Origin of the sequence: Methylorubrum aminovorans, from assembly GCF_022179725.1 — a bacterium.
Classification (GTDB): domain Bacteria; phylum Pseudomonadota; class Alphaproteobacteria; order Rhizobiales; family Beijerinckiaceae; genus Methylobacterium; species Methylobacterium aminovorans.
The window spans coordinates 39,018-64,557 of record NZ_BPRC01000023.1 but is presented as its reverse complement, the minus strand read 5'-3'; the positions used below and the strand labels follow the sequence as shown (position 1 = coordinate 64,557).

26 protein-coding genes are annotated in these 25,540 nt (G+C 71.4%); 10 read left to right on the top strand and 16 right to left on the bottom strand.

The window, feature by feature from the left end; translation table 11 throughout:
* Positions 1–610, top strand: a 610-nt coding sequence (locus MFF24_RS22145) for a transketolase C-terminal domain-containing protein (protein WP_283214538.1), incomplete at its 5' end; no start/stop codon positions are given.
* A gap of 52 nt (positions 611–662) precedes the next feature.
* Here the strand turns inward: MFF24_RS22145 and MFF24_RS22140 are convergent.
* Complete coding sequence (locus tag MFF24_RS22140) at positions 663–1,274, bottom strand: superoxide dismutase family protein (protein ID WP_238227809.1); 612 nt, start codon at positions 1,272–1,274, stop codon at positions 663–665.
* A 361-nt stretch (positions 1,275–1,635) separates the two neighbouring features.
* On the opposite strand from MFF24_RS22140, the gene MFF24_RS22135 reads away from it, so the two are divergent.
* Positions 1,636–2,385: a TlyA family RNA methyltransferase gene (locus tag MFF24_RS22135; protein WP_238227807.1), complete on the top strand. Its 750-nt coding sequence runs from the start codon at positions 1,636–1,638 to the stop codon at positions 2,383–2,385.
* Between the two features lies 1 nt (position 2,386).
* The gene (locus tag MFF24_RS22130) at positions 2,387–3,670 is read left to right on the top strand and encodes a class I SAM-dependent RNA methyltransferase (protein WP_238227801.1); all 1,284 of its coding nucleotides are present in this window, start codon (positions 2,387–2,389) and stop codon (positions 3,668–3,670) included.
* A gap of 75 nt (positions 3,671–3,745) precedes the next feature.
* Here the strand turns inward: MFF24_RS22130 and MFF24_RS22125 are convergent, their stop codons facing one another.
* On the bottom strand, positions 3,746–4,996 hold the full coding sequence (locus tag MFF24_RS22125) for a glycosyltransferase family 61 protein (RefSeq protein WP_238227799.1): 1,251 nt from the start codon (positions 4,994–4,996) through the stop codon (positions 3,746–3,748).
* Between the two features lie 306 nt (positions 4,997–5,302).
* On the opposite strand from MFF24_RS22125, the gene MFF24_RS22120 reads away from it, so the two are divergent.
* Positions 5,303–6,298: an alginate O-acetyltransferase AlgX-related protein gene (locus MFF24_RS22120; protein WP_238227797.1), complete on the top strand. Its 996-nt coding sequence runs from the start codon at positions 5,303–5,305 to the stop codon at positions 6,296–6,298.
* Positions 6,299–6,311: 13 nt separating this feature from the next.
* On the opposite strand, the gene MFF24_RS22115 is transcribed toward MFF24_RS22120, so the two are convergent.
* Complete coding sequence (locus MFF24_RS22115) at positions 6,312–7,049, bottom strand: SOS response-associated peptidase (RefSeq protein ID WP_238227825.1); 738 nt, start codon at positions 7,047–7,049, stop codon at positions 6,312–6,314.
* A gap of 221 nt (positions 7,050–7,270) precedes the next feature.
* Here MFF24_RS22115 and MFF24_RS22110 point away from each other — a divergent pair, with 221 nt between their 5' ends.
* From MFF24_RS22110 to ada, 3 genes are all read left to right on the top strand, one after another.
* Positions 7,271–8,488, top strand: a complete 1,218-nt coding sequence (locus MFF24_RS22110) for a GNAT family N-acetyltransferase (protein WP_238227796.1) — start codon at positions 7,271–7,273, stop codon at positions 8,486–8,488.
* A complete protein-coding gene (locus MFF24_RS22105) occupies positions 8,485–9,642 on the top strand; it encodes a M20 aminoacylase family protein (RefSeq protein ID WP_238227787.1) in 1,158 nt (385 codons plus the stop codon). The genes MFF24_RS22110 and MFF24_RS22105 overlap by 4 nt, the downstream gene beginning before the upstream one ends.
* A gap of 134 nt (positions 9,643–9,776) precedes the next feature.
* A complete protein-coding gene (gene ada / locus MFF24_RS22100; protein WP_238227785.1) occupies positions 9,777–10,862 on the top strand; it encodes a bifunctional DNA-binding transcriptional regulator/O6-methylguanine-DNA methyltransferase Ada in 1,086 nt (361 codons plus the stop codon).
* Between the two features lie 4 nt (positions 10,863–10,866).
* Here ada and MFF24_RS22095 read toward each other — a convergent pair whose 3' ends face one another.
* Positions 10,867–11,877 (bottom strand): cation diffusion facilitator family transporter, encoded by a 1,011-nt coding sequence (locus MFF24_RS22095; protein ID WP_238227777.1) that lies wholly within the window; start codon positions 11,875–11,877, stop codon positions 10,867–10,869.
* Positions 11,878–12,011: 134 nt separating this feature from the next.
* Between MFF24_RS22095 and MFF24_RS22090 the strand changes: the two genes are divergently transcribed.
* Complete coding sequence (locus MFF24_RS22090) at positions 12,012–12,443, top strand: HIT family protein (RefSeq protein ID WP_238227775.1); 432 nt, start codon at positions 12,012–12,014, stop codon at positions 12,441–12,443.
* A gap of 49 nt (positions 12,444–12,492) precedes the next feature.
* Here the strand turns inward: MFF24_RS22090 and MFF24_RS22085 are convergent, their stop codons facing one another.
* The 6 genes from MFF24_RS22085 to MFF24_RS22060 form a co-directional block, all read right to left on the bottom strand.
* Positions 12,493–12,900 carry a PilZ domain-containing protein gene (locus tag MFF24_RS22085; protein WP_238227773.1) on the bottom strand — a complete coding sequence of 136 codons (408 nt, stop codon included), beginning with the start codon at positions 12,898–12,900 and terminating at the stop codon, positions 12,493–12,495.
* An 82-nt stretch (positions 12,901–12,982) separates the two neighbouring features.
* Positions 12,983–13,231, bottom strand: coding sequence for a hypothetical protein (locus MFF24_RS22080; RefSeq protein ID WP_108942009.1), 249 nt, complete (start codon positions 13,229–13,231; stop codon positions 12,983–12,985).
* 162 nt (positions 13,232–13,393) lie between these two features.
* Entirely contained in the window at positions 13,394–15,274 is a 1,881-nt protein-coding gene (locus tag MFF24_RS22075; RefSeq protein WP_238227762.1) for a glycoside hydrolase family 15 protein, read from the bottom strand.
* A gap of 92 nt (positions 15,275–15,366) precedes the next feature.
* Complete coding sequence (nagA, locus tag MFF24_RS22070; protein WP_373322735.1) at positions 15,367–16,524, bottom strand: N-acetylglucosamine-6-phosphate deacetylase; 1,158 nt, start codon at positions 16,522–16,524, stop codon at positions 15,367–15,369.
* Between the two features lie 103 nt (positions 16,525–16,627).
* Positions 16,628–17,653 carry an SIS domain-containing protein gene (locus MFF24_RS22065; RefSeq protein WP_238227754.1) on the bottom strand — a complete coding sequence of 342 codons (1,026 nt, stop codon included), beginning with the start codon at positions 17,651–17,653 and terminating at the stop codon, positions 16,628–16,630.
* On the bottom strand, positions 17,650–18,537 hold the full coding sequence (locus MFF24_RS22060) for an N-acetylmuramic acid 6-phosphate etherase (RefSeq protein WP_166060796.1): 888 nt from the start codon (positions 18,535–18,537) through the stop codon (positions 17,650–17,652). The genes MFF24_RS22065 and MFF24_RS22060 overlap by 4 nt, the downstream gene beginning before the upstream one ends.
* Before the next feature lie 293 nt (positions 18,538–18,830).
* Here MFF24_RS22060 and MFF24_RS22055 point away from each other — a divergent pair, with 293 nt between their 5' ends.
* Entirely contained in the window at positions 18,831–19,610 is a 780-nt protein-coding gene (locus MFF24_RS22055) for an endonuclease/exonuclease/phosphatase family protein (RefSeq protein WP_373322736.1), read from the top strand.
* A gap of 76 nt (positions 19,611–19,686) precedes the next feature.
* Complete coding sequence (locus tag MFF24_RS22050) at positions 19,687–20,751, top strand: asparaginase (RefSeq protein ID WP_238227750.1); 1,065 nt, start codon at positions 19,687–19,689, stop codon at positions 20,749–20,751.
* A gap of 3 nt (positions 20,752–20,754) precedes the next feature.
* On the opposite strand, the gene MFF24_RS22045 is transcribed toward MFF24_RS22050, so the two are convergent.
* From MFF24_RS22045 to cyoC, 6 genes are all read right to left on the bottom strand, one after another.
* Positions 20,755–22,284, bottom strand: coding sequence for a phospholipase D-like domain-containing protein (locus MFF24_RS22045; protein ID WP_308445611.1), 1,530 nt, complete (start codon positions 22,282–22,284; stop codon positions 20,755–20,757).
* A complete protein-coding gene (locus MFF24_RS22040; protein WP_166060799.1) occupies positions 22,281–22,964 on the bottom strand; it encodes a TVP38/TMEM64 family protein in 684 nt (227 codons plus the stop codon). The genes MFF24_RS22045 and MFF24_RS22040 overlap by 4 nt, the downstream gene beginning before the upstream one ends.
* A 121-nt stretch (positions 22,965–23,085) precedes the next feature.
* Entirely contained in the window at positions 23,086–23,496 is a 411-nt protein-coding gene (locus tag MFF24_RS22035) for a hypothetical protein (protein WP_108942017.1), read from the bottom strand.
* Positions 23,497–23,710: 214 nt separating this feature from the next.
* Positions 23,711–24,436 (bottom strand): SURF1 family protein, encoded by a 726-nt coding sequence (locus MFF24_RS22030; RefSeq protein ID WP_238227813.1) that lies wholly within the window; start codon positions 24,434–24,436, stop codon positions 23,711–23,713.
* 61 nt (positions 24,437–24,497) lie between these two features.
* Positions 24,498–24,899: a cytochrome o ubiquinol oxidase subunit IV gene (gene cyoD, locus MFF24_RS22025; protein ID WP_133089617.1), complete on the bottom strand. Its 402-nt coding sequence runs from the start codon at positions 24,897–24,899 to the stop codon at positions 24,498–24,500.
* A complete protein-coding gene (gene cyoC, locus MFF24_RS22020) occupies positions 24,896–25,537 on the bottom strand; it encodes a cytochrome o ubiquinol oxidase subunit III (protein ID WP_108942020.1) in 642 nt (213 codons plus the stop codon). Before cyoC ends, cyoD begins: the two co-directional genes overlap by 4 nt.
* Positions 25,538–25,540: the final 3 nt, after the last annotated feature.

The following is a 25,540-nucleotide window of genomic DNA, read 5'->3' as shown; positions in this document are numbered from 1 at the left end:
GAACATGACGGTGATGGCGGCCGCCGACGAGGCGGAGCTGGTGCACATGGTGGCGACCTGCCACGCGCACGATTCGGGCCCGATCGCCCTGCGCTACCCGCGCGGCGAGGGGGTCGGCGTCGAGCTTCCGGAGAAGGGCGAGCCGCTCGCCATCGGCCGCGGCCGTGTGGTGCGGCGTCCGGAGGGGGCGCGGGTGGCGCTGCTGTCGCTGGGCACGCGCCTGTCGGAGGCCCTGAAGGCGGCCGATGCGCTGGAGGCGGAGGGTGTTGCGGCGACGGTTGCCGATGCGCGCTTTGCCAAGCCGCTGGACGCGGAGCTGATCGTGGATCTGGCCATGCTCCACGAGGTTCTGGTGACGGTGGAGGAGGGCTCGGTCGGCGGCTTCGGTGCGATGGTGCTGCACCTGTTGTCGGAGCGCGGCGTTCTGGATGCGGGCCGTGTCCGGGTGCGGACGCTGACGCTGCCGGACCTGTACCAGGACCACGACAAGCCGGAGAAGATGTACGCCGAGGCCGGTCTCGACGCCGAGGGCATCCTCAAGGCCGTGCGCGCCGCTCTGCCGGAGCAGGCGGTGCAGCGCGAGGGCAGCGTGGTGAGCCTGAAGCGGTAGCCCGAACGGAGAGGAACCCTCCCCCGCAGAGGGGAGAGGGTTTTGCGTGCCTTTACTTGATCACCGCGCAGCCGATCCGTGGGCCCGCCCCGCCGATGGGCTGGCTGGTGTGGTCGTCCTCGTTGGCGTGGATGATCAGCGCCGAGCCGTCGCCGTCGCGCAGGCCGCCCTCGCCGGTCAGCGGGGTCTCGCTCGACACTTCCGCGTTCACCGAGCCGTCGGCACCGGCGTAGACGTTGGGCAGGTCGCCCTCGTCCGGGCCGTCGGGGTTGAGCAGGCCGTGCTTGCTCTGGTCGTGATTCACGTGGGCCTTCGACTTCTCGAACTTCTCGGTGTCCGAGCAATCGCCGACCGCGTGGAAATGGATGCCGTGCCAGCCCGGAGGCAGGCCGCCGGGCTGAATCGTCACCCGCATCACGAGGGAGTTCGCCCCGTCGCGGATCATGATCTTGCCGATGGTCTCGCCCTTGCCGTTCGTGATCCCGCTCTCGTAGGTCTGCGGAGCGCCCGCAGCCTCCGCCTTGGCCGGCGGCTGGGCCGTCTCCTTCGGCGCTTCCTTCGGCGCTTCCTTGGCGTCTTGCGCGAAGGCGGGTCCGGCAAGGCCCGCGACCAGGGCTGCGACCAAGGGGATGTGGCGGACGGCAGGCATCGTGGCCCTTCGCATGATGGCACCTCTCATGAACCGACTCACTCCGTTGCTGCGACCCGGCGGTCCCGTCCGGCATCCCGCCACCGCTTGAGGCGGTGCGCGATCCAGGCTACCCGGCAAAAGCGGATTTCGCATCGCCCTTGATCGGACGAGCCGGCACGCGCCGTCTCAGGTGATGCTCTAGGTAACGCGAAGCGGTGCGTTTCGACAGGGGACGGGCTATCCGTCCGATCACTTGCGCATCGTTCCGAAGGGCGATGGCCGGTTGTCGGGAAACAACCGGTGCGCAATCGCGGCCGTGGCGATCGGCCGGGATCCGATGTCGGGGCGACGGTCGCGGCTGCGGCGGAGCGGTTTTCGAAAGAGGAATGACCCGATGACGGGCGAGCGGCGGCGGGCCGACCTTTTCCTGGTCGAGCACGGGCATTTCCGCAGCCGGGCGCAGGCGCAGGCGGCGATTCAAGCCGGCCTCGTCCGCGCCGACGGCTGCCTCGTCGCGCGACCCTCCGACCCCATCGGCGCGGGGGCGCGGATCGAAGCCACGGCTCCCCACCCTTACGTCTCCCGCGGCGGCCTCAAGCTCGCTGCGGCGCTCGACGCCTTCGGCCTCGACCCCGCCGGCCTGCCCTGCCTCGATGTCGGGGCCTCGACCGGGGGCTTCACCGACGTGCTGCTGCGCCGCGGCGCCGCCCATGTCCACGCCGTCGATGTCGGCCGCGACCAGCTCGACGCGGCCCTGCGTGCCGACCCGCGGGTGACGAGCCTGGAGGGCACCGACATTCGCGCGATGTCTCCCGGCGCGATCCAGCCCGCTCCGCGTCTGGCCACCATCGACGTCAGCTTCATCGGCCTGCGGCTGGTTCTGCCGGCGGTTGCCGAGCAGCTTGCCGACGAGGCGGCCGTCGCCGCGCTGATCAAGCCGCAATTCGAGGCCGGCCGCGAACGGGTCGGCCGCGGCGGCATCGTGCGCGATCCGCACATCCATGCCGAGGTCTGCGAGGGCGTGCGTGCCGTGCTCGTCGGCCTCGGTTTCACCGTCGCCGGGCCGATCCCCTCCCCGATCGAGGGCGGCGACGGCAACCGCGAGTTCCTGGTCGCCGCGAGGCGTTCCTCCCATGATGGATGACATGTCCGACGTGACCGAAGAAACCCTGACCATCGCCCGGCTCGGCGCCCGCGGCGACGGCATCAGCGAGGACGGGCTCCCCGTGCCCGGCGCCCTGCCCGGCGAGCGGGTGAGGGTGCGGCGCGGCGACCGTGTCGGCACGCTGGTCGCCGTCGAGGAGGCCTCGCCGGAGCGGATCGCGCCGTTCTGCCCGTATTTCTCCGCCTGCGGCGGCTGTGCCGTGCAGCACCTCGCGCCCGACCCTTACGCCGAGTGGAAGCGTGGCATCGTCGCCGGGGCGTTGGCGCAGGCGCGCATCGAGACGGACCTGAGGCCGCTCGTCGACGCGCGGGGCACCGGCCGGCGGCGGATCACCCTGCATGTGCGCGAGATCGAGGGCCGGGCCGAGGCCGGGCTGATGGCGCCGCGCAGCCACGCCCTGGTGGCGATCGACCATTGCCCGATCACCGTGCCCGGCCTGCACCGTGCGCCCGCGGTGGCGAAGGCCCTGGCCGCCCCGCTCGGGCACGGCCGCAAGCCGCTCGACGTCGCCGCCACCGCGACCGTCACCGGCCTCGACATCGACATCCGCGGCCACGGGACGGTGAGCGAGGGCGTGCGCGGCGTCCTCACCCGGCTCGCCGGGGAACTCGACCTCACCCGCCTCTCGATCCACGGCGACGTGGTGGTGGAGCGTCGTCCGCCGGAAGTCGGCGAAGGCCCGGCCCGGCGCGTGCCCCCGCCCGGCGGCTTCCTCCAGGCGACGCAGGCCGGTGAGGCGGCGCTGACCGCCCTGGTGCTGGAGGCACTGGACGAGGGCAAGGCCAAGGTGCGGCGCGTCGCCGACCTGTTCTGCGGCAGCGGCCCCTTCGCCTTGGCGCTCGCCGCCGGGGGCCGCGAGGTCCATGCCGTCGAGGGCGAGGCCGCGTCCATCACCGCCCTCACCCGCGCCTACCGCGCCGGGGCCGGCTTCGCCCGGATCACCCCGGAGGCCCGCGACCTGTTCCGCCGCCCCCTGCTCGGGCCGGAACTCGACGTCCTCGATGCGGTGGTGTTCGATCCGCCGCGGGCCGGAGCCGAGGCGCAGGTGCGCCGGATCGCGGAATCGAAGGTGCCCCTCGTCGTCGGCGTCGCCTGCGATCCCGGCACCTTTGCCCGCGACGCCGCGACCCTGATCGCCGGCGGCTACCGGCTGGAGCGGGTCACGCCGGTCGATCAGTTCGCGTGGTCGGCCCATGTCGAGCTGGTCGGCGTGTTCCGCAAGGAGGCGAAGGCCGCCGGCCGGACATTGCGGCGCCCGCGCTGAGCCTGGGTGGGGTCAGATCGGGGCGCTGCCCCGATACCCCGCCAAATGGGATGATCCCTTTGGAATCCCGGAACCTTACCGCAGACCTTCCGCCGTGAGGGCTTCGCGCAGGACCTCCGGGTCGATCGCGAAATCGCGAAGGTATTCGGGCGCGTCCGACGGGATCCGGGGGCCGAACACCGCCGCGTAGCCCTGGCCGCAGGCGGTGGCGATCTCGCCGTAGAACTGGTCCTCCCAGCCCTCCGGCACGAGGTGAATCACCGGCGTGCCGGGCCGGCAGAACACCGTGTTGGCCATGCCCGCCCCGGCGATGCCGACCACGATCTCGGCCGCCGAGAACCGCACCGCCTGCTGCCGCACGCTGGTGAGTTCGGGATCGAACGCCTCGAAGCCGAGGCCGCGCAGCAGGCCGAGCACCGCCTCGCGGTTGGCGAGCCCCCGCCCCCGCCCCGGATGCCGGTCGACGAACAGGCGCCGGCCCCGTCCGGTGAAACCTCGGAGCCCGAACAGCGCGCGCGGCAGGCGCGTCCGCGCCCGCACCTGCCGGGTGAGAAAGCGCAGGGCGTGCGGGGACTTGCCCGTGCTCGGCAGGCTGCACGGCGTGGCGTGGTAGAGGCGGGCGAAGTGATAGGACTTGCAGCGGTCGAGGAAGCGGATTGAGACGCCGCTCGACCTCCCGAGACACAGTGCGATCGAGTACCGCCGGGCCGCGTCGAGATGCGGGAAGTAGGAGATGAGCGCCACGGTGACCGGCTCCCCCGGCCGGTGCGCGCGCAAGGCCTCGAGCGCTCGCAGCCGGGGCAGGTCGTCGATCAGCCAATGGCCGTAATTGAACGAGCCCGCCGAGTTGAGGAGGAGGACGGGACCGGCCTCGGCGACCGTCTCGTCCACGTGCAGGAAATCGGGGCCGGGGCCGGGCACCACGTGCCGCTCCTGCGGCCGGTAGGTCTCGAACAGCACCTGCGGCTGGCCGTCCGCGACGTGGAACAGGGCGTTGCCGGCGAGCCGGACGTCGCAGGTCTCGCACAGGAGCGAGGGCGGCCCCGCCGGGCGCGGGGCGGCGAGCGCGGCGCCCTGCTTCGCGCGGAAAGCGGCGCCGCCGCCGTAGAGGCGCGGCGGCTCGGGATCGTGCGCGGGAAAGCCGGGAAAGACCTCGCCGATCACCTCGGTCTGCCGGCTCACCCGCCCCCGCAGCCGGTCGAGCAGGGCGGCCTCGCCGGCAAAGCCCCCGTCGCGGTAGAGGCGCGCGGCGTCGCAGGTGAGGACAAGACCATCCTCGATCCGCCGCGCATGCGCCGCGGCCTCGTCCGGTCCGGTCTCTTGCAATCCTGCCTCGTCCAATTCCGCTCCTCGCGGATCGTCACCCGCTCAAGACATTCGCAATACGGCGAGAGCATCGTCCCGAAAGGTGGCCGCCGGCTTTCGGAAAATGACGATGCGTGAACAAACGGATAGAGCATCGTACCGGATCGGATATCCGGCACGATGCTTTAGCACAGCGCTGCGGGCGAGGCCCGCTGCGCATTGCCGGCTCACGCAGCATTTGCCTTGGAGCAACCGGGGCCTGTAGGAGCCTCGGCCCGCCCGCGCGTTCGGCATCGGCGAAGACGGTTGAGAAGAGCGGGATTTTTCGTGTCGGACACGGCCACCGATCACATCCATGTCGGCAAGGATGGCTGGCTCTTCGTCGTGGCCGGCAGCAACAACGTCATCGCGCAGTTCAACGCGTCGGGCTTCATGGCGCATCAGAGCGAGCTGTGGCGCCAGCGCATCGCCGCCCGCGCGGCGCGGGCGCGCGGGCTCGGCATCGCCTACCACCACCTCGTCGTCCCGGAAAAGCTCAGCGTCTACGACAACTTCCTCGACGGGATCGCGGTCGATCCCCGCCTCTCTCCGGCCCGCCGCCTGATCCGCGGCCTGCCCCGCCGCCGCTGGTTCTCGCGGCTGAAGGGCTGGCTTCGGGAATGGCCGACGACGCGCATCCTGCGCCGGACCTGTATCGACCTCGTCGAGCCGATGCGCGCCGCGCGCGGCGGTGAGGATCTGTTCTACCGCACCGACAGCCACTGGACCTTCGCCGGCTGCCACATCGCCTATCGCGCGATCTGCCGCGCGCTGCGGGCCGAGCCCTGCCCGGATCTCGCCAGCCGCGGCTTCCACGAGACCGAGATCTCCGGCGACCTCGGGGGGCGCTTCGATCCGCCCCGCACGGAGCAGACCCGGATCCACACGATCCAGCGCGACGCGGTGCGCCGCTACGCCAGCCCGATCGTGGCGGCGCGGGAGGCGGCCGGCCGGGCCGACACGCTCCATGTCGGCTCGCACGTGATCTACGCCAACGCCGCGGCGCGCGATCCGCGCCGCCTCGTCCTGTTCGGCGATTCGTACTCGCATTTCGCGCCGCTGATGCTCACCATCATGCTGGCCGAGACGTTTTTCGAAGTGCATTTCGTCTGGAGCACCTCGGTCGATTGGTCCTATGTCGAGCGGGTCCGGCCCGACATCCTGCTGACCGAGATCGCCGAACGCTTCATGTTCCGCGTCCCCGAGGACGACTTTGACCTGGAGGCCTACGCCGCCGAACGGTTCGGGGCGGAACTCGCGGGGGAGAACGGCGAGGCGGCCTGAGCGGGGCCGCGCGTCAGAACAGCTCGCCCTGCACGGCTTGCACCTGCGCCGGAGCCGGCCGGCCCGCGGGCGGGGCCGCGGTCAGCGGCTCGGGCAGCGCGGCATCGTCGTTGCGCACGCTGTTGACGCGCTCGCTCACCGGATCGAGCCGCAGCCAGTCGTCGGGGCAGGGCCGGCACAGGCGGGCCGCCTCGGGCGCATCGACCGCCGCGTCGAGCCACACGCCGATCGCCTCGGGCGCCAGGATCGCCGGCATCCGCTCGTGGATCGCGCTGAGGGTCCCGTTGGCCGAGCAGGTGACGATCGCCGCGGTATCGACTTCCGAGCCGTCCGCGCCCATCCAGGGCTCCCACAGGCCGGCGAGCGCCATCGGCGCCCCGTCGGCTCGGCGCACGGCGAAGGGTGTCTTCGTCGCGGTTCTGCCTTCTCCGTCGCGGCGCCACTCGTAGAAGCCGTCGGCGAGGAAGACGCAGCGGCGGTGACGCAGCGCCCCGCGGAAGGCCGGCTTCTCGGCGGCCGTCTCGATGCGCGCGTTGAACAGGGTGGGGAAGTCCGAGGGATCCTTGAGCCAGCCCGGCCACAGGCCCCAGCGCATCAGCCGGAAGTGCCGCTCGCCCTGCTCCCGCACCACCACCGGCACCGGTTGGGTCGGGGCCACGTTGAAGCGGCCGGGGAAGTTCGGCTGTTCCGGGTAGCCGTAGAGGGCGCGGTAGACCTCCGGCGGCTGGCCGATGAAGAAGCGCCCGCACATGGACGTGATATGGGCGCGCGGCAGGGGCCGGAGCAAGCTGTGCGGGCGTTCGACTCACAGCAAGGGCCGAACGCCGACCCATCACCTCATCCTTCGAGGCGCTTTCGCGGCACCTCAGGATGAGGAGGAGAGTTGGATCGAGGGCGGCTCCCGTTTTGTCGCGCCTTGCCTATGCCGATCCGGTATCCACTTCCGCGCTCGAGCGCTCTACCTTGGCGACCATGACCACCCCCGCGACGGCGAACGCTTCCGAGCCCGTCCTGCAGGTGCGCGCCGTGCCGGGCATGGCCCGGTTCGACGCGGCCGAGTGGGACGCGCTCGCCACCTCCCCCGAGACGCTGGGCGCCGGCGACGAGACCTTCAACCCGTTCACCTCCCACGCCTTCCTCTCGGCGCTGGAAGAGGCGGGCTGCGTCTCCCGCCGCACCGGCTGGCTGCCTCTGCATGTCCGCGTCGAGCGCGAGGGCCGGCTCGTCGGCGCCGCGCCCTGCTACTTGAAATCCCACAGCCAGGGCGAATACGTGTTCGACCACGGCTGGGCCGATGCCTACGAGCGGGCCGGAGGCAGCTACTACCCGAAGCTCCAGGTGAGCGTGCCGTTCACGCCTGTGACCGGCCCCCGCTTCCTCGTCGCGCCCGGCGAGGATCCCGATGTGGCGGCCGCGGCCCTCGTCGCGGGCCTGCGCGCCCTGCGGGCCGAGACCGAGGCCTCCTCGATCCACATCACCTTCATGCGCGAGCGGGAGGCCGAGCAGGCGGAGGCGCTCGGGATGCTGCCGCGCATGGACCAGCAATTTCACTGGCTGAACGAGGGCTATGCCGGCTTCGAGGATTTCCTCGGGGCGCTCGCCTCGCGCAAGCGCAAGGCGATCCGGCGCGAGCGGCGGGACGCCCTGAGCCGGGGGATCACGGTCGAGCACAGGACCGGCGCCGACATCACGGAGGCGGACTGGGACGCCTTCTACGAATTCTACCAGGACACCGGCGCCCGCAAATGGGGCCGGCCCTACCTCAACCGGAAGTTCTTCTCGCTGATCGGCGAGCGGATGGCGGATCGCATCCTGCTGGTGATCGCCCGGAACGCCGGCCGGCCGATCGCCGGGGCCATCAACTTCATCGGCGACGCGGCGCTCTACGGCCGAAACTGGGGTTGCATCGAGGATCACCCCTTCCTGCATTTCGAGGTCTGCTATTATCAGGCCATCGACTTCGCGATCGCCCGCGGGCTGAAGCGGGTCGAGGCAGGCGCCCAGGGCGAGCACAAGCTCGCCCGCGGCTACCGCCCGGTGCCGATGTACTCGGCCCACGACATTGCCGACCCGGCGCTGGCCCGGGCCGTCGCCGACTATCTGAAGCGGGAGCGCAGCCACGTGCGCGCGGCCATCGCCGAGTACGAGGCGATGTCGCCCTTCCGCCGCTGCGAGGACGCAAGCGAATGACAGCCATCGACCGCATCCGCACCTATGCCGACGAGCTGACCGCCCTGCGGCGCGATCTCCACGCCCATCCCGAGATTGGCTTCGAGGAGGTGCGCACCTCCGGCATCGTCGCCGAGCACCTCGAAAGGTTCGGCATCGAGGTGCATCGGGGCCTCGGCAAGACCGGCGTCGTCGGCGTGCTGCAGGGCCGGCCGGGCTCGCGCCGGATCGGGTTGCGCGCCGATATGGACGCCCTGCCGATCACCGAGGAGACCAACCTCCCCTACCGCTCCACCGTGCCGGGGAAGATGCATGCCTGCGGGCATGACGGACACACCACCATGCTGATCGGCGCCGCCCGCTACCTCGCCGAGACGCGGGATTTCGACGGCACCGCCGTGTTCGTGTTCCAGCCGGCGGAGGAGGGTCTGGGCGGCGCCCGCGCCATGATCGCCGACGGCCTGTTCGAGAAGTTTCCGGTCGATGAGATCTACGCGATCCACAACGCGCCGCACGGTCCCCACGGCGTGCTGCAGGTGAAGCCCGGCCCGATCATGGCGGCGGCCGACTTCTTCGATATCCGCATCACGGGGCGGGGCGCGCACGCGGCGATGCCGCATCAAGGTATCGACCCGATCGTGGTCGCCACGGGGCTGGCACAGGCGGTGCAGTCGATCGTCAGCCGCAACAGCAACCCGTTGAAGTCGGCGGTCGTCTCGATCACCCAGATCCATGCGGGCGCGGCCTACAACGTCATCCCCGAGGGCGCGCATCTCGCCGGCACCGTGCGCACCTTCGACGCGGATCTGCGCACGCTGATTGCGCGCCGCATCCGAGAGCTGGCGGCGGGCTTCGCCGCGGCCTACGGCGCCACTATCGAGGTGGACCTGCGCGACGTCTTCTCGGTGCTCGACAACCATCCCGAACAGGCCGCGGCGGCGGCCGAGATCGCCACCGAGCTGTTCGGCCCTGACAAGGTCGAGGCCAACACCGTGCCGCGCATGGGCAGCGAGGATTTCGCCGACATGGTCGCAGCGGTGCCCGGCGCCTATGCCTGGCTCGGTGCCACGCCGGGGCCCGGCCTGCACAATGCGAGCTTCGACTTCGACGACAGCCTGATCCCCCTCGGTGCGGCCTACCTCGCGCGGATGGTGGAGCGGCGCACGGCGGCGTAACGAAGCTCAGCCCCCTCTCCCCGCATACAAGGAGAGGGGTTCGCGACGGCATCGGGATTCGACAGCAAGGGACGGGATGCGAGGGCCGCCTTCCCGCATCAGGATCGCCGCATCCCTTCTCCAAGAGGTGCCCCATGCTCGCCGAACCCGAGATCGCTTCACCCGACGAGGCGCCGCTGACCGAGGCGCGGATGCGGGCCGCCGTCGCCGCGCGGGATGCCGGTTTCGACGGGCGCTTCGTCTATGCGGTGCGCTCGACGGGCGTCTATTGCCGGCCGGGCTGTCCGTCGCGGGCGGCGCGGCCCGAAAACCTCTCCTTCCATGCCGGCCCGGCGCAGGCGCGGGAGGCAGGCTTCCGGCCCTGCCGCCGCTGCCGGCCGGACGAGCCGGCCCCGTCCGAGCGGCAATCGGAAAGGATCACCCGCGCCTGCCGGCTGATCGAGGCGGCGGAGACGCCGCCCTCCCTCGACGCGCTCGCTCAAGCGTCGGGCTTGAGCCCGTTCCACTTCCACCGTGTCTTCAAAGCCGTGACCGGGGTGACGCCCAAAACCTACGCCCAGGCGCACCGCGCGGCCCGCGCCGCCGACAGTCTCGCGGAGGGGAAAAGCGTGACCGAGAGCGTCTACGCGGCGGGCTACGGTGCGCCGAGCCGGTTCTACGCGGACGGCGCGGAGCGGCTCGGTATGAGCCCCTCGGCCTACCGCAAGGGCGGCGCGGGCGAGCGGATCGCCTTCGCGGTCGGCCCCTGTGCCCTGGGGCAGGTGCTGGTCGCCGCGACCGGGCGGGGGATCTGTGCGATCCTGCTGGGCGACGACGAAGAGGCGCTCCGACGCGATCTCCAGGCGCGCTTCCCAAGGGCGCAGATCGCGGAGGGCGCGGCGGATTTTGCGGCGACGGTGGGCGCGGTCGTTCGCCTCGTCGAGATGCCGGGCACCGCCTTCGACCTGCCGCTCGACATCGGCGGCACCGCCTTCCAGCAGCGGGTCTGGCAGGCCCTGCGCCGCATCCCGGCCGGCACCACCGCGACCTATGCCGAGATCGCCCGGGCCATCGGCGCGCCGGCCGCGGTGCGGGCGGTGGCCATGGCCTGCGGCGCCAACGCGCTGGCGGTTGCGATCCCCTGCCACCGGGTGGTGCGCTCGGACGGGGCGCTCTCGGGCTACCGCTGGGGAACGGCGCGCAAGGCGGCCCTGCTCGCCCGCGAGGGTGGCGAGCGGTAGGGGATCAGGCCGGCACGGCCGAACCGGGCGGGGCGGCATCGGGGCCGGTGGGCGCGTCGGTCGGCGCGTGTCCCGCGGCGTGGGCCTTCCGCGCCTGGATCTCGATGAAGACGCGGGTGACATTGCGGCTCTTGCCCTTGATGCGGCTCTCCAGCCGCGCCACCGTCCGCTCGACCTCGCCCGCTTGGATGTCGTCGGCGAAGTCGAGGCTGAGATTCACCAGGATGTCGGACGGGCCAAGATGCTGGGTCAGCACCTCATTGACGTGCTGGACGGCCGGCTCCTCCCGCACCGCCGCCTGGATCGTGCGCACCACATCCGGGTCGGCGGCCTCGCCGATCAGCAGGCCGTGGGTCTCGATCATCAGGAAGATCGACATGCCGATCAGCACGAGGCCGATGCCGATCGAGGCCCAGCCGTCGAGCGCCGGCTTGTCGAGCATGTGGGCGAGCACCACGCCGGTCATGGCGATGACGAGGCCGATCAGCGCCGCCACATCCTCGACGAGGATGGTGTAGAGTGATGGATCCTTGCTGCGATGGATCGCGCTGAGCGCGCCGTGCTCGCCTTTCTCCGCCCAGAACGCCTTCAGCGCGACGAGGCACGAGTACCCCTCGGCCAGGATGGCGAAGCCGAGGATCGCGACGTTCACCCAGAAGCCGGACAGGTGGACGCCGAACACCGTCGAGTCGGTGATGGGCTCGGGATGCTCGATCTTGTGCGCGCCCTCGTAGATCGCGAAGATGCCGCCGCCGAGGAAGATGAACAGGGCGACGATGAAGGCGTAGAAATACACCTCGCGCCCGTAGCCGAAGGGGTGCTTGGCATCCGCCGGCTTCTTCGCCCGCTTCAAGCCGACGAGCAGCAGGAGCTGGTTGGCGGTGTCGACCAGCGAGTGCGCGCCCTCGGCCAGCATCGCCGTCGAGCCGGTGAGAAAGGCACCGACGAACTTGGCCGCCGCGATGGCGAGGTTGGCGCCCGCCGCCGTGTAGATCGCACCCGTGCTCTCGGCCATGTCCCGCTCCTGAGCGGCGCAGGCTCCCGTCGCGTGCCGCCGTCACGGGGGCGTCAACGCGGCCGGAGCGGTCGAGGTTGCTGAGAGGCGGCGGCCCGTGCAACGTGCCGCCCGTTTCTGCGAGGAGCCGTGCGATGCCCCCCTACGATCCGGACAACATCTTCGGGAAGATCCTGCGCGGGGAGATCCCCGCCCACAAGGTCTACGAGGACGAGCACAGCCTCGCCTTCATGGACGTGATGCCCCAGGGCGAGGGCCATACCCTGGTCATCCCGAAGGCGCCTGCGCGCGGGCTGCTCGATGCCGAGCCGCAGACGCTCGCCGCGCTGATCGGCACGGTGCAGCGGGTCGGGCGCGCGGTGAAGGCAGCCTTCGACGCGGACGGTCTGACGCTGTTCCAGTACAACGAGCCGGCGGGGGGGCAGACGGTGTTCCACCTGCATTTCCACCTCGTGCCGCGCCACGACGGCGTGCCGCTGAAGCGCCACGAGGGCGGCATGGCCGACAATGCCGTGCTGGCCGAGCACGCCGCGCGCATCCGGGCTGCGCTTGAGTCTACGGCCTGATCCGGTTCAAGCGGCGTCCGCCCGTGCCTTCGCGGGGGCGGGCGTCGCTTCAGGCGAGCTGGGGACCTTTCGCTGATCCGGTGCCCATGGTGGCGATGAGGGAGCGCAGGCCGGCATTCTCCGCCTCCAGCTCGGCGATCCGGCGCAGCAGGATGGCGATCGACGGGTCGGTTGCCGGTGCGGGCTCGGGCGAGGCGGGCTTATGGGCCTCCGCGAAGGCCACGCCGACCGCGTCGCCGCGGCGCCAGCGCAGGTTCGACCGAAGGGTCATTTCCTTCTGCGGGATGTAGAGGTCGAACGTTTCCGGCAGGGTGTTGGTCTCGCTCAGTTCCAGCCGCGCACCCATCTCCGAGAAGTCGCGGATGAGGCAGTCCATGGTGGATGCCCCTTTGTTGAAGTGGATTCTTCCCTTGAGGAAGGTCCGCTTGCGCGTCTCCTGGCGCTTCTCGCTGATCATGATCGGTCTCCGGCCCCTCCGACGGCCCGATCTGTCTGCCATGCCGGCCGTTAAGGAATGCTCGACATGATCGCGCACGCGCTCACGACCGGTCGGCCGATCGTTCCGTCCCGCCCTCGTCGAGGCACTGGAACAGGTAGTAGCCGTTGAAGCGCACAGCGGTCGTCGCGGCGCGGTCGTCGAATCCGGGCGGAGGGCTCTTGCTGCCGTCGATTCGCCCGCCGAAGGTCCAGCGCCGTCCGCCGACGAAGCGCGGCACGGCGCAGCTCTCCGGGACCGCGCAAAGGAGCGATTCCTGGCCCCGGCGACGGAACAGGTTGTAGCTTCGCATCGGATCGCCTCCGCATCGCCGCCCCTCGGACGAAGGGTTAACCCGACAATCGGTCCGGTTTGTGTCGATCGACGCGGATCGCGCCGGCCAAGTCACGCCGGCCAAGTCACGCCGGCCAAGTCACGCCGGCCAAGTCACGCCGGCCAAGTCACGCCGGCCAAGTCACGCCGGGACCACCTCAGGCTCCGCCCGACAATCCGGCTCGTCGGTGCGGGTCCCGCTCTCGTCCGCGGCAAGGCGGACGGCGTGGTTGATCACCGCCATGTGGGTAAAGCCCTGGGGCACGTTCCCGCGCTGCTCGCCCGTTTCCGCGTCGATCTCCTCGGCGAACAGGTCGAGGTCGTTGCCCCGCGCCAACAGCCGCTCGAACAGGGCGGTCGCCTCGCCGCTGCGCCCGGCGAGCGCAAGGCAGCCGACCCGCCAGAAGGCGCAGGCGGTGAAGGTCGCCTCGTCGCCGACCAAGCCGTCATCGATCCGGTAGCGGTAGAGCAGGTCGCCCGCGCCGAGTTCGGCGCCGACGCGTTCGAGGGTTTGCGCGACGCGCGGATCGTCCGGGTCGAAGGCGTCGAACAGCACGGCGCGCAGCACCGCTGCGTCGAGGTCGTCCGCGCCGTAGGCCATGGTGTAGGCGCCGCGTGACGGATTCCAGCCGCGCGCGTGGTACTCCGCGCGGATCTCGGCGGCGGCCTGCTCCCACCGCGCGATCGTTTCCGCGTCGGCGAGCCGGTGCTTCGGATCGGAGCGGGCGATCTGCACGGCGCGGTCGAGGCCGACCCAGAGCATCGCCTTGGTGTGCAGGCTCTGGCGCTTCTCCGTCCGCATCTCCCACAGGCCGTGGTCGGGGGCGTGGCGGGCGCGCAGGATGTGGTCGGTGAGGTGCCCGAGCGCCTCGGGCAGGTGGTCGTTGACCTTGACCGGCGGGTCGTATTCCACCGCCTCCAGGTAGCCGTGCAGCGCCACCAGGAATTCGCCGTAGATGTCGTACTGCTCCTGATCCGCCGCCGCGTTGCCGATCCGGACCGGCGTGACGCCGCGCCAGCCGCGCAGGTGGTCGAGGCACTCCTCCGGCGGCACCTCGCCGCCGAGGGCGTACATCAGGTGGAGGTTGCGGCCCCGGCTGGCGTCGGCTTCGCGCAGGAAGCGCAGGAACTCGGCAGCCTCGCGGTCATAGCCCAGGTTGACGAAGGCGGTGACGGTGAAGCTCGCATCCCGCATCCAGACATAGCGGTAATCGTAGTTGCGGTTGCCCGGCACCGCCTCGGGCAGGCCGGCGGTCGCGGCGGCGACGATGCCGCCCGAGGGGCCGTGAGTCAGGAGCTTGAGGGTGAGCGCGCTGCGCAGCACCGTCTCGCGATAGGGCCCGTCATAGGTGCAGCGGCCCGACCATTCCTGCCAATAGGCCCGCGTGGCGGCGAGCGAGGCATCGACCGCGTCGGGCGCCCCCTCCCCCGCCGCCCCGTCCTCGCCGTGGGCGATCACGAGGTCGGCGCGGGCGCCGGCCGTCAGCGCGAATTCGGCTTTAGCGATGCCCTCGCGGAGGGTGAGCGGCCGGGTGCAGGCGGTGCGGATCGCGTCACCGCCGCCGCGAAAGCGGACACAGGTCTCACTCTCCGCCGAGGCCTCGGTCGCGGCGCGGGCATAGTCGAAGCTCGGGCTCACATTCCAGTGGCCGGCGATGCGGCCCGACACGCAGGCGAGGCGACGCATCACCTGGCCCTGGGCGCGGCCGTCCGGCCCCTCCTCCGGCACGGTTTCGAGGGGATGCAAGGGCATGAAGTCGGTCAGCACCGCCCGGCCGGTGGCGGTGACGAAGGTGGTCTCGAGGATGTTGGTGCCGGGCAGGTATCGCCGGGTGGTCTCGCGCAGATCCTCGAGCACGAGGCGGCAGGCGCCGCCGCGCTCGCTGTCGAGCAGGGCCAGGAACACCGCCGGACTGTCGTGCCGGGGCCAGCACAGCCAGTCGAGCGAACCGTCGCGGGCGATGAGGGCCGTGGTGCAGGTATCGCCGATCACGGCGTAGTCGGCGATGGGTCTGTCCGGCACGGTCGCTTCCGTCGAATGGCGCCGCGCCAACGTTCCCGCAACGCGCAGGGTTCGCCCCTGCGACATCAGGCGACGACAGAGCGAAGGTCGACTCAGGCGGCGTGGTGCCCACCGATCCAGGTGCCGAGCACGTCGCCCTCAGCGGTGAGCGCGACGAGATCGGCCGCAAAGCCGGGGGCGATCCGGCCGAGCCGGGCATCGAGCCCGAGGAAGCGGGCTGGGGTGAGCGAGGCCATGGCCAGGGCCTCTTCGAGGGAGGCGCCGCCGTGGGTGCGCATGTGACGCACGGCCTCGGCCATGGTGATCGCCGCGCCCGCCAGGGTGCCGTCCTCGCCGGTGAGGCGGTCGCCGGTTCGGACGATGCGGCGCCCGAACAAGGTGAAGGACGCGTCCGCGCGGGTGTCGCCGACGGGCGGCATGGCATCGCTCACCAGCATCAGCCGCTCGCGCCCCTTGAGGCGCAGGGCCAGCCGAAGCTGGTCGCCGCCGACATGGTGGCCGTCGGCGATGATCCCGGCAAACGTCGCCTCTTCCGCGAGGGCGACGCCCACCGCGCCGGCCTCGCGCGGGCCGATCTGGGACATCGCGTTGAACAGATGGGTGAAGCCGGTGAGCCCCTCCGCCACCGCCGCCCGGATCGCGGGACCCGCATCCGCCGTATGCCCGGCGCAGACCCGTGCGCCGCGGGCGACGAGGTCTGCCACCGCGCCGGCCGGCACCCGCTCGGGCGCCAGCGTCACCAGGGTAAGGCCGCGCGTCCCCAAGCCGGTGAGAAGCTCGGCGTCGCCGGGGCCGAATGTGGCGAGCCGGCCGGGATCGTGGATGCCGATCCGCTGCGGGCTCAGGAAAGGCCCCTCGAGATGGATGCCGAGGATGCCGGGAACGCCTGCCGCGATCGCTTCCGCGACGCCCTCGATCGCCGCCCGGATCGCCGGCCGCGTGTCGGTGATGAGGGTGGGCAGCAGGGCAGTGGTGCCGCCTTTGCGGTGGGCGGCCGCGATCCGGGCGATGCCGATGACGCTCGAATCGTCGTTGAGCAGCACCCCGCCGCCGCCATTGACCTGACAATCGATGAAGCCCGGCGCCAGGACCGCGCCGGCCGGCAACCGCACGAGCGGCACGCCGGCGGGCGGTTCGGCGGTGACGTCGGCGATCCGCCCGCCGCGCAGGACGACGACGCGGTCGCCGAGCATCCGCTCGCCGTCAAAGACCCGCTCGGCGGCGAGGGCGCAATGATCCTGAGATCCCAAAGGGATCAGCCCTTCGGCGGGGTATCGGGGCAGCGCCCCGATGGGATCTCAGGGCTCTGCCGGGGACCCGCGAAATGGCTCGCCTTGTCGAAGGCCAGATTCATCACAGCGTCTCCGTCACCTTGGTGAGGCCGGTTGGCTTGTCCGGGTCGAGGCCGCGGCGGCGGGCCTCCGCCTCGATGGCACGGTAGGCCGGCACCAGCATGGTGATGGGATCGCAGGCCGGATGGCCGTCGCCGATCCAGGGCAGCGTGCCGAGGGGGCCGCCGCAGGCATGGACCCGCAAGCCGTCTGCGGTCAGGTCGCGCACGAGGTCGTCCACGCCCTCGGCCAGCGGGTCGGCCTGGCGCAGGGCCAGGACCGGCGTCGCCGCCGAGACGGAGGCGCGGGGGCCGTGGCGCAGCTCCGCCGCCGAGTAGCCGAGGGCCGGCAGGCGCAGGGTCTCGGCGAGCTTGAGCGCGATCTCGCGCAAGGGGCCGAGGCTGTGGCCGCGCCCGGTGACGAAGGCTGTCGGCGCCTCCGCGAGATCGGCGCTCCAGGCCGACCAGTCGAGGGCGAGCGCTCGGCCGAGCCGCTCCGGCATGGCGGAAAGCCCCTGTTCCAGCTCCCGATCGCCGGCCCAAGCGGCCACGAGCGCTGCGCCCGCGATGGCTGAGTTCGTCACCGTCTTGGTGGCGGCGACCGCCTGCTCCGGCCCGGCGAGGATCGGCAGGACGAGGTCGCTGGCTTGCGCGGCCGGCGAGTCGGGATCGTTGACGAGGGCGAGCGTCATGGCGCCGCCCGCGCGTGCGGCTTGCGTCGCCGCGACGAGATCGGGCGAGCGGCCCGATTGCGAGACCACGACGAAGAGCGCACCCGCGACCTGCGGCGGGCGGGCATAGCCCGTCACCACCGAGGGCGCGGCGGCCGAGACCGGCAGGCCGAGCCGCGTCTCGATCAGGTAGCGCAGATGGACGCCGGCATGGCCCGAACTGCCCCGCCCGCACACCACTACGAAGGGGAAACTCTCGGCCCTCAGCCGCGCGCCGATGCGGGCTGCCTCGCCCGCCGCCAGCACCGCCTCGGCGGCAGCGGGAATCTCGGCGATCTCCCGCGCCATGAAGGTCGTCATCGAGGTCGTCGCACTCATGATCGCCCCACTTCACGAAGTGCCCGGCGCAAGCTGCCGTCGTGGCGGTTGAGCAGGTCGTCGGCCCGCATCACGCTCATTCCTCCGGCGATCAGCACCGCGCGCTTGATGTCGCCCTCGGCCCGCGTCAGCGCGTCGGCGGCCGTCTCCGCCGGACAGCCGGCGAGTTCGGAGACCATGGCGACGCCGCGGGCGCGCAGCTTCCGGTTGGTCGCCCGCATCGCCACCATCCGCCCGCGATAGACCCGGCCGAGCCGGATCATCACCAGAGTCGAGAAGAGGTTGAGAATCACCTTCTGCGCCGTGCCCGCCTTCATGCGGGTGGAGCCCGCCAGCACCTCTGCTCCAGTCGCGGCGAGGATGCCGTGGGCGGCCTCGCGCAGGATCGGCGCCTCGGGATTGTTGCTGATGCCGACGGTGACGGCGCCGAGGATGCGGGCCGCCTTCAGCGCCTCGACGGTGAACGGCGTCGAGCCGCTGGCGGCGAGCCCTATCACAACGTCGCGCGGGCCGATCTCGGCACGGCTGATCCAGGTCGCCCCGTCGGAGGCGGAATCCTCCGCATCCTCCACGGCGCGCAGCAGGGCGCCCTCCCCGCCGGCGATTGCGAAGCCGAGCTGCGTCTCCGGCCAGTCGAAGGTCGGCGGCAATTCCGCTCCGTCCTGCACGCCGATCCGCGCCGAGGTGCCGGCCCCGACATAGACCAGCCGCCCGCCCTCGCGCAGGCCCGGCTCGGCGGCCCGCGCCGCCGCCTCGATCGCCGGCAGGGCCGGCCCCACCGCCGCGACCGCCGCGAGCTGGCCCTCCCAGAGCGCCTGGAGGATATCGAGCCCGCCCCAGGCATCGAGATCGACGTAGCGGGCGCTGGCGTCCTCGGTCCTCATGCCCCGCGCACCTCTCTCGTCCGCATCACGTCCATCCGCTCCTGCTCTCGCCGCACCGTGCGCCTCGCCCTTTCGAAAGAGGTCATCCCCGATGCGGTTCCGCCGAGCTCGGAAAACGTCTGTCGGCGCGGTTTTGCGGCGCGGACGGTGCCGCGATCAGGGATCGGTTGGCCGGTCACGGCGTTCGGTTGGCGCGCCTCTCCGGTCCTTGGCAGACGGATGCGCAGGGATCGGCCGGGGGAGAGGGCGTGCGCGGGGAGCCAATCGAAGGGCAGACGGAGGAGCGGCCACGGATCGCGGCGGAGGCGCCGAATTCGGTGGCGTCGCGGCGCCTGCGCCTTGTCACCTACAATGTCCGCCACTGCCGCGGCACCGACGGGCGGGTGGCGCCGAAGCGGGTCGCGCAGGTGATCGCTGTCCTGGAGCCCGACATCGTCGCGCTCCAAGAGGTCGATGTCGGGCGCGCGCGCACCGGCGGCCTCGATCAGGCGGAGGAGATCGCGCGGCTCGTCGGCATGTTCGCGCATTTCCACCCGGCCCTGCACATTGAGGAGGAGCGCTACGGCGACGCGCTGCTCACCCACCTGCCCTCGCGGCTCAAGCGCGCCGACGCCCTGCCCGGCCTGCTGCAGCGCCCCGGCCTGGAGCCGCGCGGTGCCCTCTGGGTCGAGGTGACGGCGGGTGATGTCGCGCTTCAGGTTCTCACCACCCATTTCGGGCTGCTCGGGGCGGAGCGCATCGCCCAGGCCGAGGCGCTGCTCGGGCCCGACTGGCTCGGCGATCCCGCCTGCCGCGCGCCGACGGTGCTGCTCGGTGATTTCAACGCCACGGGCTGGTCGCGCGCCTATCGCCGGCTGAGCCGGCGCCTCACCGATGCGCGGCGTCTCACCGGGGCACGGCGCTGGCGCGGCGGGGCGAGCTTCCCGAGCCGCTTCCCTCTGCTGCGCATCGACCATGTCTTCGTCAGCGAGCGCGTCGCCGTCGAGCGCATTGCGGTGGTGGACAACGCGCTGGCGCGGCAGGCCTCCGATCACCTGCCGGTTCTGGCGGAGATCCGGATCGGACCGGGTTGAGGGTTTTCGCCCGCACGAGCATGGTCGCCCGCAGGCCGGCCCGACGACCGGCCGTGTACGGGAGAGGACGCGCGTGATGACGAAGACCACCGGACCCGTGACCGCCCTCGGTCTCGCCGCCCTGATCGCACTCGCCGGGCCGGCGCTCGCCGAACCGCCGCGGATCGCCGTGGTCGCGACCGGTGGCACCATCGCGATGAAGCTCGATCCGACGACCCACGCGCCGGTTCCGGCGCTCTCCGGCGCGGATCTCGTCACGGCGGTGCCGAAGCTCAAGGACATCGCCACCATCGAGGTCACCGAGTTCAGCAACGTGCCGAGCGACTATATGGGCCCGGATCGCTGGCCGGCGCTGGCTCGCCGGATCGACGCGCTGCTCGCCGATCCCGGCATCCGTGGGGCGATCGTCCTGCACGGGACCGACACCCTGGACCAGACCGCCTATTTCCTCGACCTGACCCTGAAGAGCGACAAGCCGGTGGTGCTGGTGGGCGCCCAACGCAACGCCTCCGACGCGGATGCCGACGGGCCGCGCAACCTCCTCAACGCCGCCCGCCAGATCCTGGCGGAGGGCGCGGTCGGCCAGGGGGTGACGGTGACGCTCAACCACCACATCAACGCAGCGCGCGAGGTGCGCAAGACCCACACCAGCAACGTCGAGACCTTCAACTCGGGCGAGGCCGGCATCCTCGGTTACGTGGACGAGGATCGCGTCGTGTTCGGCCGCCGCTCCCTGCGCCGCCAGACCCTGCCGCTGCCGGAGCGGATGCCGCGGGTCGATCTCGTGGCGATGTATGCCGGCGCGGACGGCTCGCAGGTGCGGCACGCCGCCGAGAGCGGCGCCGAGGCGATCGTGGTCGAGGCCTATGGCTGGGGCAACGTCAATGCCGAGATGCACGACGCCATCGCCGACGTCATCGCCAAAGGTGTGCCGGTCATCGTGGCGACCAAGGTCGCGGATGGCCGCGCGTTGCCGGTCTACGGCTTCAAGGGCGGCGGCAACACCCTGCGCAAGGCCGGCGCCGTGTTCGCGGGCGACCTCACGCCGGACAAGGCGCGCATCCTCACCCTGCTTGCCCTGCCCGCGGACAAGGACGCGCGCAAGGACCAAGCGGCGCTCCAGCGCGTGTTCGACAAGTAGCCGTCAGGACGGCTCCAGAACCCCGCGCCGGGAGGCTGCCTCGACCTCCGAGACGGCCGCCCCGCGGGCTCGGCGCAGAAGGGCCCGCCGCCGCCACGGACGCCACGCATCGGTGGGGCTCACCGGGTCCCCGAGATGGAACGCCTCGACGAGGCGGGCCACGGGGCCGCGGCGGGAGGGGACCAGCGGGCAGACTCGTGGGCTCGGCATCAGCCGGGGATCGTCGAGCACCGCCCGCAGGGAGCCGCGGGCCTCGAAGGCCTGCGCGAACACGTCGGGCGGGCAGCCGCCGTGATGGGCGAGCAGCCGCACGAGCAGCCGCCGCACCGCCGCGCGGGACTCACCGTCTTCGGTCGGCACCTCCACGGCCAGATCGCACTCGGTGTCGTAGCCGAAGGAGCGGTTGTTGAGGTTGGTCGAGCCGATCCTGAGCAGGCGCTCGTCGATGATCGCGACCTTGGCGTGAACCAGGATCGGCCGGCGCTTCTCGGTATGCGGCGCCACGATCCGCAGGCGGCCGAAGCGATCTGCGCGCCGCAAGCCGCGGATCAGGCCGCGTCGGGCACTGTCCATGGTCAGGCGGTCGAAGCCGCTCGGGCTGCGCTCGGACAGCACGATCACGATCTCCGGCCCGTCCGGCTCGGCGAGGCGCGCGGCCAGCGCCTCCGCCACCACCGGCGAGGCGAGGTACTGGTTCTCCAGATAGATGAAGCGCTCCGCCGCACGGATCGAGGCGAGATACAGAGCGGCGCTCTCCGTGACCGCCGCACGGCCGCCGAGCGGCGGATCGGTGCGGGCGATGCCCACCGTCACATCGGTCAGGTGCGGCGCCAGGGTTCCGGGCCAGGGATCGTGATCGGGCTCGGGATCGGCGAAGGGGAAGGTTTCGCCGGTGGCGCGGCGCCAGCGCTCGCGAGCCAGTTCGGCCAGGGCGGTGGCGGCGGAGCGATCGACCAGCATCATCACGTCGTGGCGCGGCGGGTAGTCCTCGCCCGACGGCAGGCGTCGGCGGGGATCGCGGTCGCGATGCGCGGGGGTGTCCCAGCGGTTCACCTCGAAATCGCTGCCGCCGCAGAAGGCGATCGCATCGTCGATCACCAGGATCTTCTGGTGCTGGCAGGCGCCGAAGGGCAGCGTGCCGTCGATGCGGAAATCGATATCGGGGCCGAGGCTCGCGCGCACGCTGTCCGGCGTGTGGTCGTTGCCCGCCGAGATCGGCCAGGGCATGTCCCAGATCAGGATGCGGATGGCGAGTTCCGGCCGCGCCGTCTTGAGGCGGCGCAGCAGCTCGGCCAGGGTCTCGCCGGCATCGGGCGAATCTCCCGGCAACAGGCGCGAGCGCGGGTCGAAGCTCCAGCCGATCAGGGTGATGGAGCGGCGCGCGTTCAGAAGCGCCGCGTGGGCGGCGGCGAAATAGGCCGCGCCGTCATGCAGCACCGCGGCGCGCCCCGCCTGCTCCTGCCGCCAGCAGGTGAGCCCGGGCCGCAGCCAGCTCTCGGCCGATCCTTTGCCCACTCCGAGATCCATCCTCATGCGCGGGCCGGCTTGCCCGTCTCAAGCTTGGCCCGCACCCGCCGCCGGGTCAGTTCCACCGCCGCCACCGTGGCGAGAAGGCCGAGGCCGAGGGTGATCCAGTGGGTCGGCTCATCGCTGCCGGCATGGCGGCCGATCACGCCGAGATAGACGCAGACCAGAGTGCCCGGCAGCATGCCGATGATTGTGGAAACCAGATAGGCGGAGGTGCGGACATCCGTCACCCCGAACACGTAGTTCTGGGCGTTGAACGGCACGAAGGGGCTGAGCCGCATCAGGGTCATCAGCCGCCAACCGCCGTCCCCGACCGCCTCCACGGTGGCGTTCAGGGCCGGCCGGCGCGCGATCAGCCCCCGCACCCGCTCGCGAAACAGGTAGCGGGCGGCCACGAAGGCGAGCCAGGAACCCAGCGTCGCGGCGAGCAGCACCACCGGCATCACCGCCCAGCCGAAGGCAACCGCCCCGGCGATGGTGAGCGGCGTGCCCGGCACGACGAGGAGGGTCGCGAGGAAGAACAGCACGCCGAAGGCCGCGAGGCCGTAGGGGCCGAGGCCGTTCGCCCAAGCCGAGAAGGCGCGCAGCCAGTCCTCGACGGGCAGGAGGTACCATGCGCCGACCGCCAGGGCGGCGGCGCCGGCCGTGGCTGCCCAGGTCTGGGCCGATCGGCTGGGTCTGTCCATTCGGTGGCTCGAGGGGGAATGGCGCGGCGAGTGTCCGCGTCCGCAAACCTTTGGCCGGCGTAACTGTTCCCGCCAAGCTCGGCCGTTTTCGCGCGCGCCTCGTCTGGCTCCCGCCCCGGCCCTACCAATCGCGGTCGAGCCGCACCGCGATCCGGCTCGGGCGGGCGCCCGCGAGGGTCCGTTCGAGGGAAGCGAGCGCTTGGCGGGCCTTGCTCAGGCGGGCGCTGCGCCAACGGCGCTCGTAGCCTCGCGGCGCGATCACCGCCTCGCCGAGGCGGTCACCGGCCAGGACGAGACGATCCACCGCCCGCCGGATCCGCGGGGTCTCCTCGGTCAGCACGCAGAGGTCGGAGAGGGTGTTGCGCAGGGCATGCAGCTCGTTGCGACCCCCGTCCTCCCCAGCCAGCGTGACGAGCGTCCGCTCCATGACAACGATGAGACCCGCCAGAGGCTCGGGCACGCGACGGGCGATCTCGTCGCCGTCCCGGCGACCGAGCCCTTCCCGCCCGAGCCCGTGCAGGGCGACTCCCATATTGATCCCCCGAACTTTATCCTGCGTCGCAAGGGTGGCCGCGAATCGCGACAGCGACCAGTGCGCAGAGGGTTAACAACCTCAGCCGTGAAATCGATACGGCAGCGCGACCTGAAATGTAAAAAAATGTTTTCGAGGCCGCCGAGCGTCTCATCACTCAGGGCGGCGACAGTCCGCCTGCCGCAGATGCGTCAATCTGCCGAGGGGAAGACGGTCAGCGGCCGGACACCCTGCGCGATCCCCTGAGCGCGTAGATGAGGGCCGCAGCACTCATCCCGGCCAGCGCGTACCACGTCAGCGCGTAGACGAGATGGTTGTTGTGGAACGCCACCACGGTGAGGCCGCCGACCGGCAGGCCGCCCGGATTGGCCGCGGCATCGGCATCCACGAAGTAGGGCGCGACCTCGGCCTGCTTCCGATCGATCCCGCGGGCAGCGGCGATGGCGGCGACGTCGCGGGAGTACCAGCGATCCGCCGCCGGATCGTTGCGGCGCAGGAAGCCGCCGCCGGGCTCGGTCAGACGCAGGAGGCCCGTGACCGTCACCTCCCCGTCCGCTTCGCCCGCCGCACGGGCCGCGCGCTCGCGAAATTCCGTCGGGACGAAGCCGCGATTGACGAGGACGGTGAAGCCGCGGTCGGTGGTCAGCGGCACCAGCACCCAGAACCCGGCGCCGCGCCCGGTCACGGCCTGGACCAGGGTGGCACGGTCGTAAGCGAAGCGCCCGGTGAGCCGAACCCGCCGGTACTCGGCCGAGGCCGCCGTGAGGCCGGCCCAGTCCTCCGGTCCCGGTGCGGGCACCGGCTCGGCATGGATGCGGGCCTCGATCCGGTCGATCAGGTCGAGCTTCCACACCCGGCGCTCGACCTGCCACGTGCCAAGGGCGAGGAACACGCCGGTCACGGCGAGGCCCGCTAAGAGCAGCGCAATGCGGGCGAGCAGCGGGCGCCGCCGGCCCTCTGCCGCAGCGGCGGGCCCGTGAGCGCCGGACTCCGGGGACGCGTCAGGGGGCGTGACGCATCTCCTCGGCCGAGATCGGCATCATGTTGGTGTTGAGGTGGTGCATGACCCAGATCGAGCCGCACAGGGTGATGACCACGATCGTGACCGTGAAGATCAGCGCCAGGAAGGTCCAGCCACCCTCCGACTTCGTGTTCATGTGCAGGAAGTAGATCATGTGGACCACGATCTGCACCATCGCCAGCACGAGGATGACGACGCCGGTGACGAGCTTGTCCTCGATGACGTTGCCCATCACCAGCCAGAACGGGATCGCCGTCAGGATGACGGAGAGGACGAAGCCCGTCACGTAATCCTTGAACGAGCCGTGGCCGTGGGCGTCCTGCCCGTGGCCGCCGTGGCCATGACCATGGGCGTGATCGTCTGCGCGCGCTGCCCCGCTCATTGCAGGACTCCCATCAGGTACACGAAGGTGAAGACGCCGATCCAGATGACGTCGAGGAAGTGCCAGAACATCGACAGGCACATCAGCCGGCGCTGGTTCTCCGGGATCAGGCCCTTGAGCTGAGTCTGGACCATCAGCACGACGAGCCAGATCAGGCCGAAGGTCACGTGCAGGCCGTGGGTGCCGACGAGCGTGAAGAACGCCGACAGGAAGCCGCTGCGCTGGGGCGTGGCGCCCTCGTGGATCAGGTGCGCGAACTCGTAGAGTTCGAGCCCGACGAAGGCCGCGCCGAACAGGCCGGTCACCGCCAGCCAGAGCTGGGTCTTGGCGACATCGTCCTTCGCCATCGCCAGCATGGCGAAGCCGTAGGTGATGGAGGAGAACAGGAGCATCGACGTGTTCACCGCCACCAGGGACAGGTCGAACAGGTCTTTCGGCGAGGGCCCGGCCGCATAGTTGCGGCCGAGCACGGCGTAGGTGGCGAACAGGACCGCGAAGATGAGGCAGTCGCTCATCAGGTAGATCCAGAAGCCGAGCATCGTGCTCCCTTCCGGGTGATGCTCGCCCTCGAGATCGAGGTAGCTCGGCACGTCGGCGGAGGCCGCCCCAGTCAGGGCGGAGTTTGCATGGGATGCCATGGT

Excerpts from the sequence above, each read along its gene's own strand:
- MFF24_RS22130 (WP_238227801.1), top strand. The coding sequence starts at position 2,387 with ATGTCCGACGTGACCGAAGAAACCCTGACCATCGCCCGGCTCGGCGCC.
- MFF24_RS22040 (WP_166060799.1), bottom strand. The coding sequence starts at position 22,964 with ATGGACAGACCCAGCCGATCGGCCCAGACCTGGGCAGCCACGGCCGGC.
- ada (WP_238227785.1), top strand. The coding sequence starts at position 9,777 with ATGCTCGCCGAACCCGAGATCGCTTCACCCGACGAGGCGCCGCTGACC.
- cyoC (WP_108942020.1), bottom strand. The coding sequence starts at position 25,537 with ATGGCATCCCATGCAAACTCCGCCCTGACTGGGGCGGCCTCCGCCGAC.
- MFF24_RS22135 (WP_238227807.1), top strand. The coding sequence starts at position 1,636 with ATGACGGGCGAGCGGCGGCGGGCCGACCTTTTCCTGGTCGAGCACGGG.
- MFF24_RS22085 (WP_238227773.1), bottom strand. The coding sequence starts at position 12,900 with ATGATCAGCGAGAAGCGCCAGGAGACGCGCAAGCGGACCTTCCTCAAG.
- MFF24_RS22095 (WP_238227777.1), bottom strand. The coding sequence starts at position 11,877 with ATGGCCGAGAGCACGGGTGCGATCTACACGGCGGCGGGCGCCAACCTC.
- MFF24_RS22080 (WP_108942009.1), bottom strand. The coding sequence starts at position 13,231 with ATGCGAAGCTACAACCTGTTCCGTCGCCGGGGCCAGGAATCGCTCCTT.
- MFF24_RS22035 (WP_108942017.1), bottom strand. The coding sequence starts at position 23,496 with ATGGGAGTCGCCCTGCACGGGCTCGGGCGGGAAGGGCTCGGTCGCCGG.
- MFF24_RS22050 (WP_238227750.1), top strand. The coding sequence starts at position 19,687 with ATGACGAAGACCACCGGACCCGTGACCGCCCTCGGTCTCGCCGCCCTG.
- MFF24_RS22065 (WP_238227754.1), bottom strand. The coding sequence starts at position 17,653 with ATGAGTGCGACGACCTCGATGACGACCTTCATGGCGCGGGAGATCGCC.
- MFF24_RS22090 (WP_238227775.1), top strand. The coding sequence starts at position 12,012 with ATGCCCCCCTACGATCCGGACAACATCTTCGGGAAGATCCTGCGCGGG.
- MFF24_RS22115 (WP_238227825.1), bottom strand. The coding sequence starts at position 7,049 with ATGTGCGGGCGCTTCTTCATCGGCCAGCCGCCGGAGGTCTACCGCGCC.
- MFF24_RS22060 (WP_166060796.1), bottom strand. The coding sequence starts at position 18,537 with ATGAGGACCGAGGACGCCAGCGCCCGCTACGTCGATCTCGATGCCTGG.
- MFF24_RS22140 (WP_238227809.1), bottom strand. The coding sequence starts at position 1,274 with ATGCGAAGGGCCACGATGCCTGCCGTCCGCCACATCCCCTTGGTCGCA.
- MFF24_RS22105 (WP_238227787.1), top strand. The coding sequence starts at position 8,485 with ATGACAGCCATCGACCGCATCCGCACCTATGCCGACGAGCTGACCGCC.
- cyoD (WP_133089617.1), bottom strand. The coding sequence starts at position 24,899 with ATGAGCGGGGCAGCGCGCGCAGACGATCACGCCCATGGTCATGGCCAC.
- MFF24_RS22110 (WP_238227796.1), top strand. The coding sequence starts at position 7,271 with ATGACCACCCCCGCGACGGCGAACGCTTCCGAGCCCGTCCTGCAGGTG.
- MFF24_RS22045 (WP_308445611.1), bottom strand. The coding sequence starts at position 22,284 with ATGAGGATGGATCTCGGAGTGGGCAAAGGATCGGCCGAGAGCTGGCTG.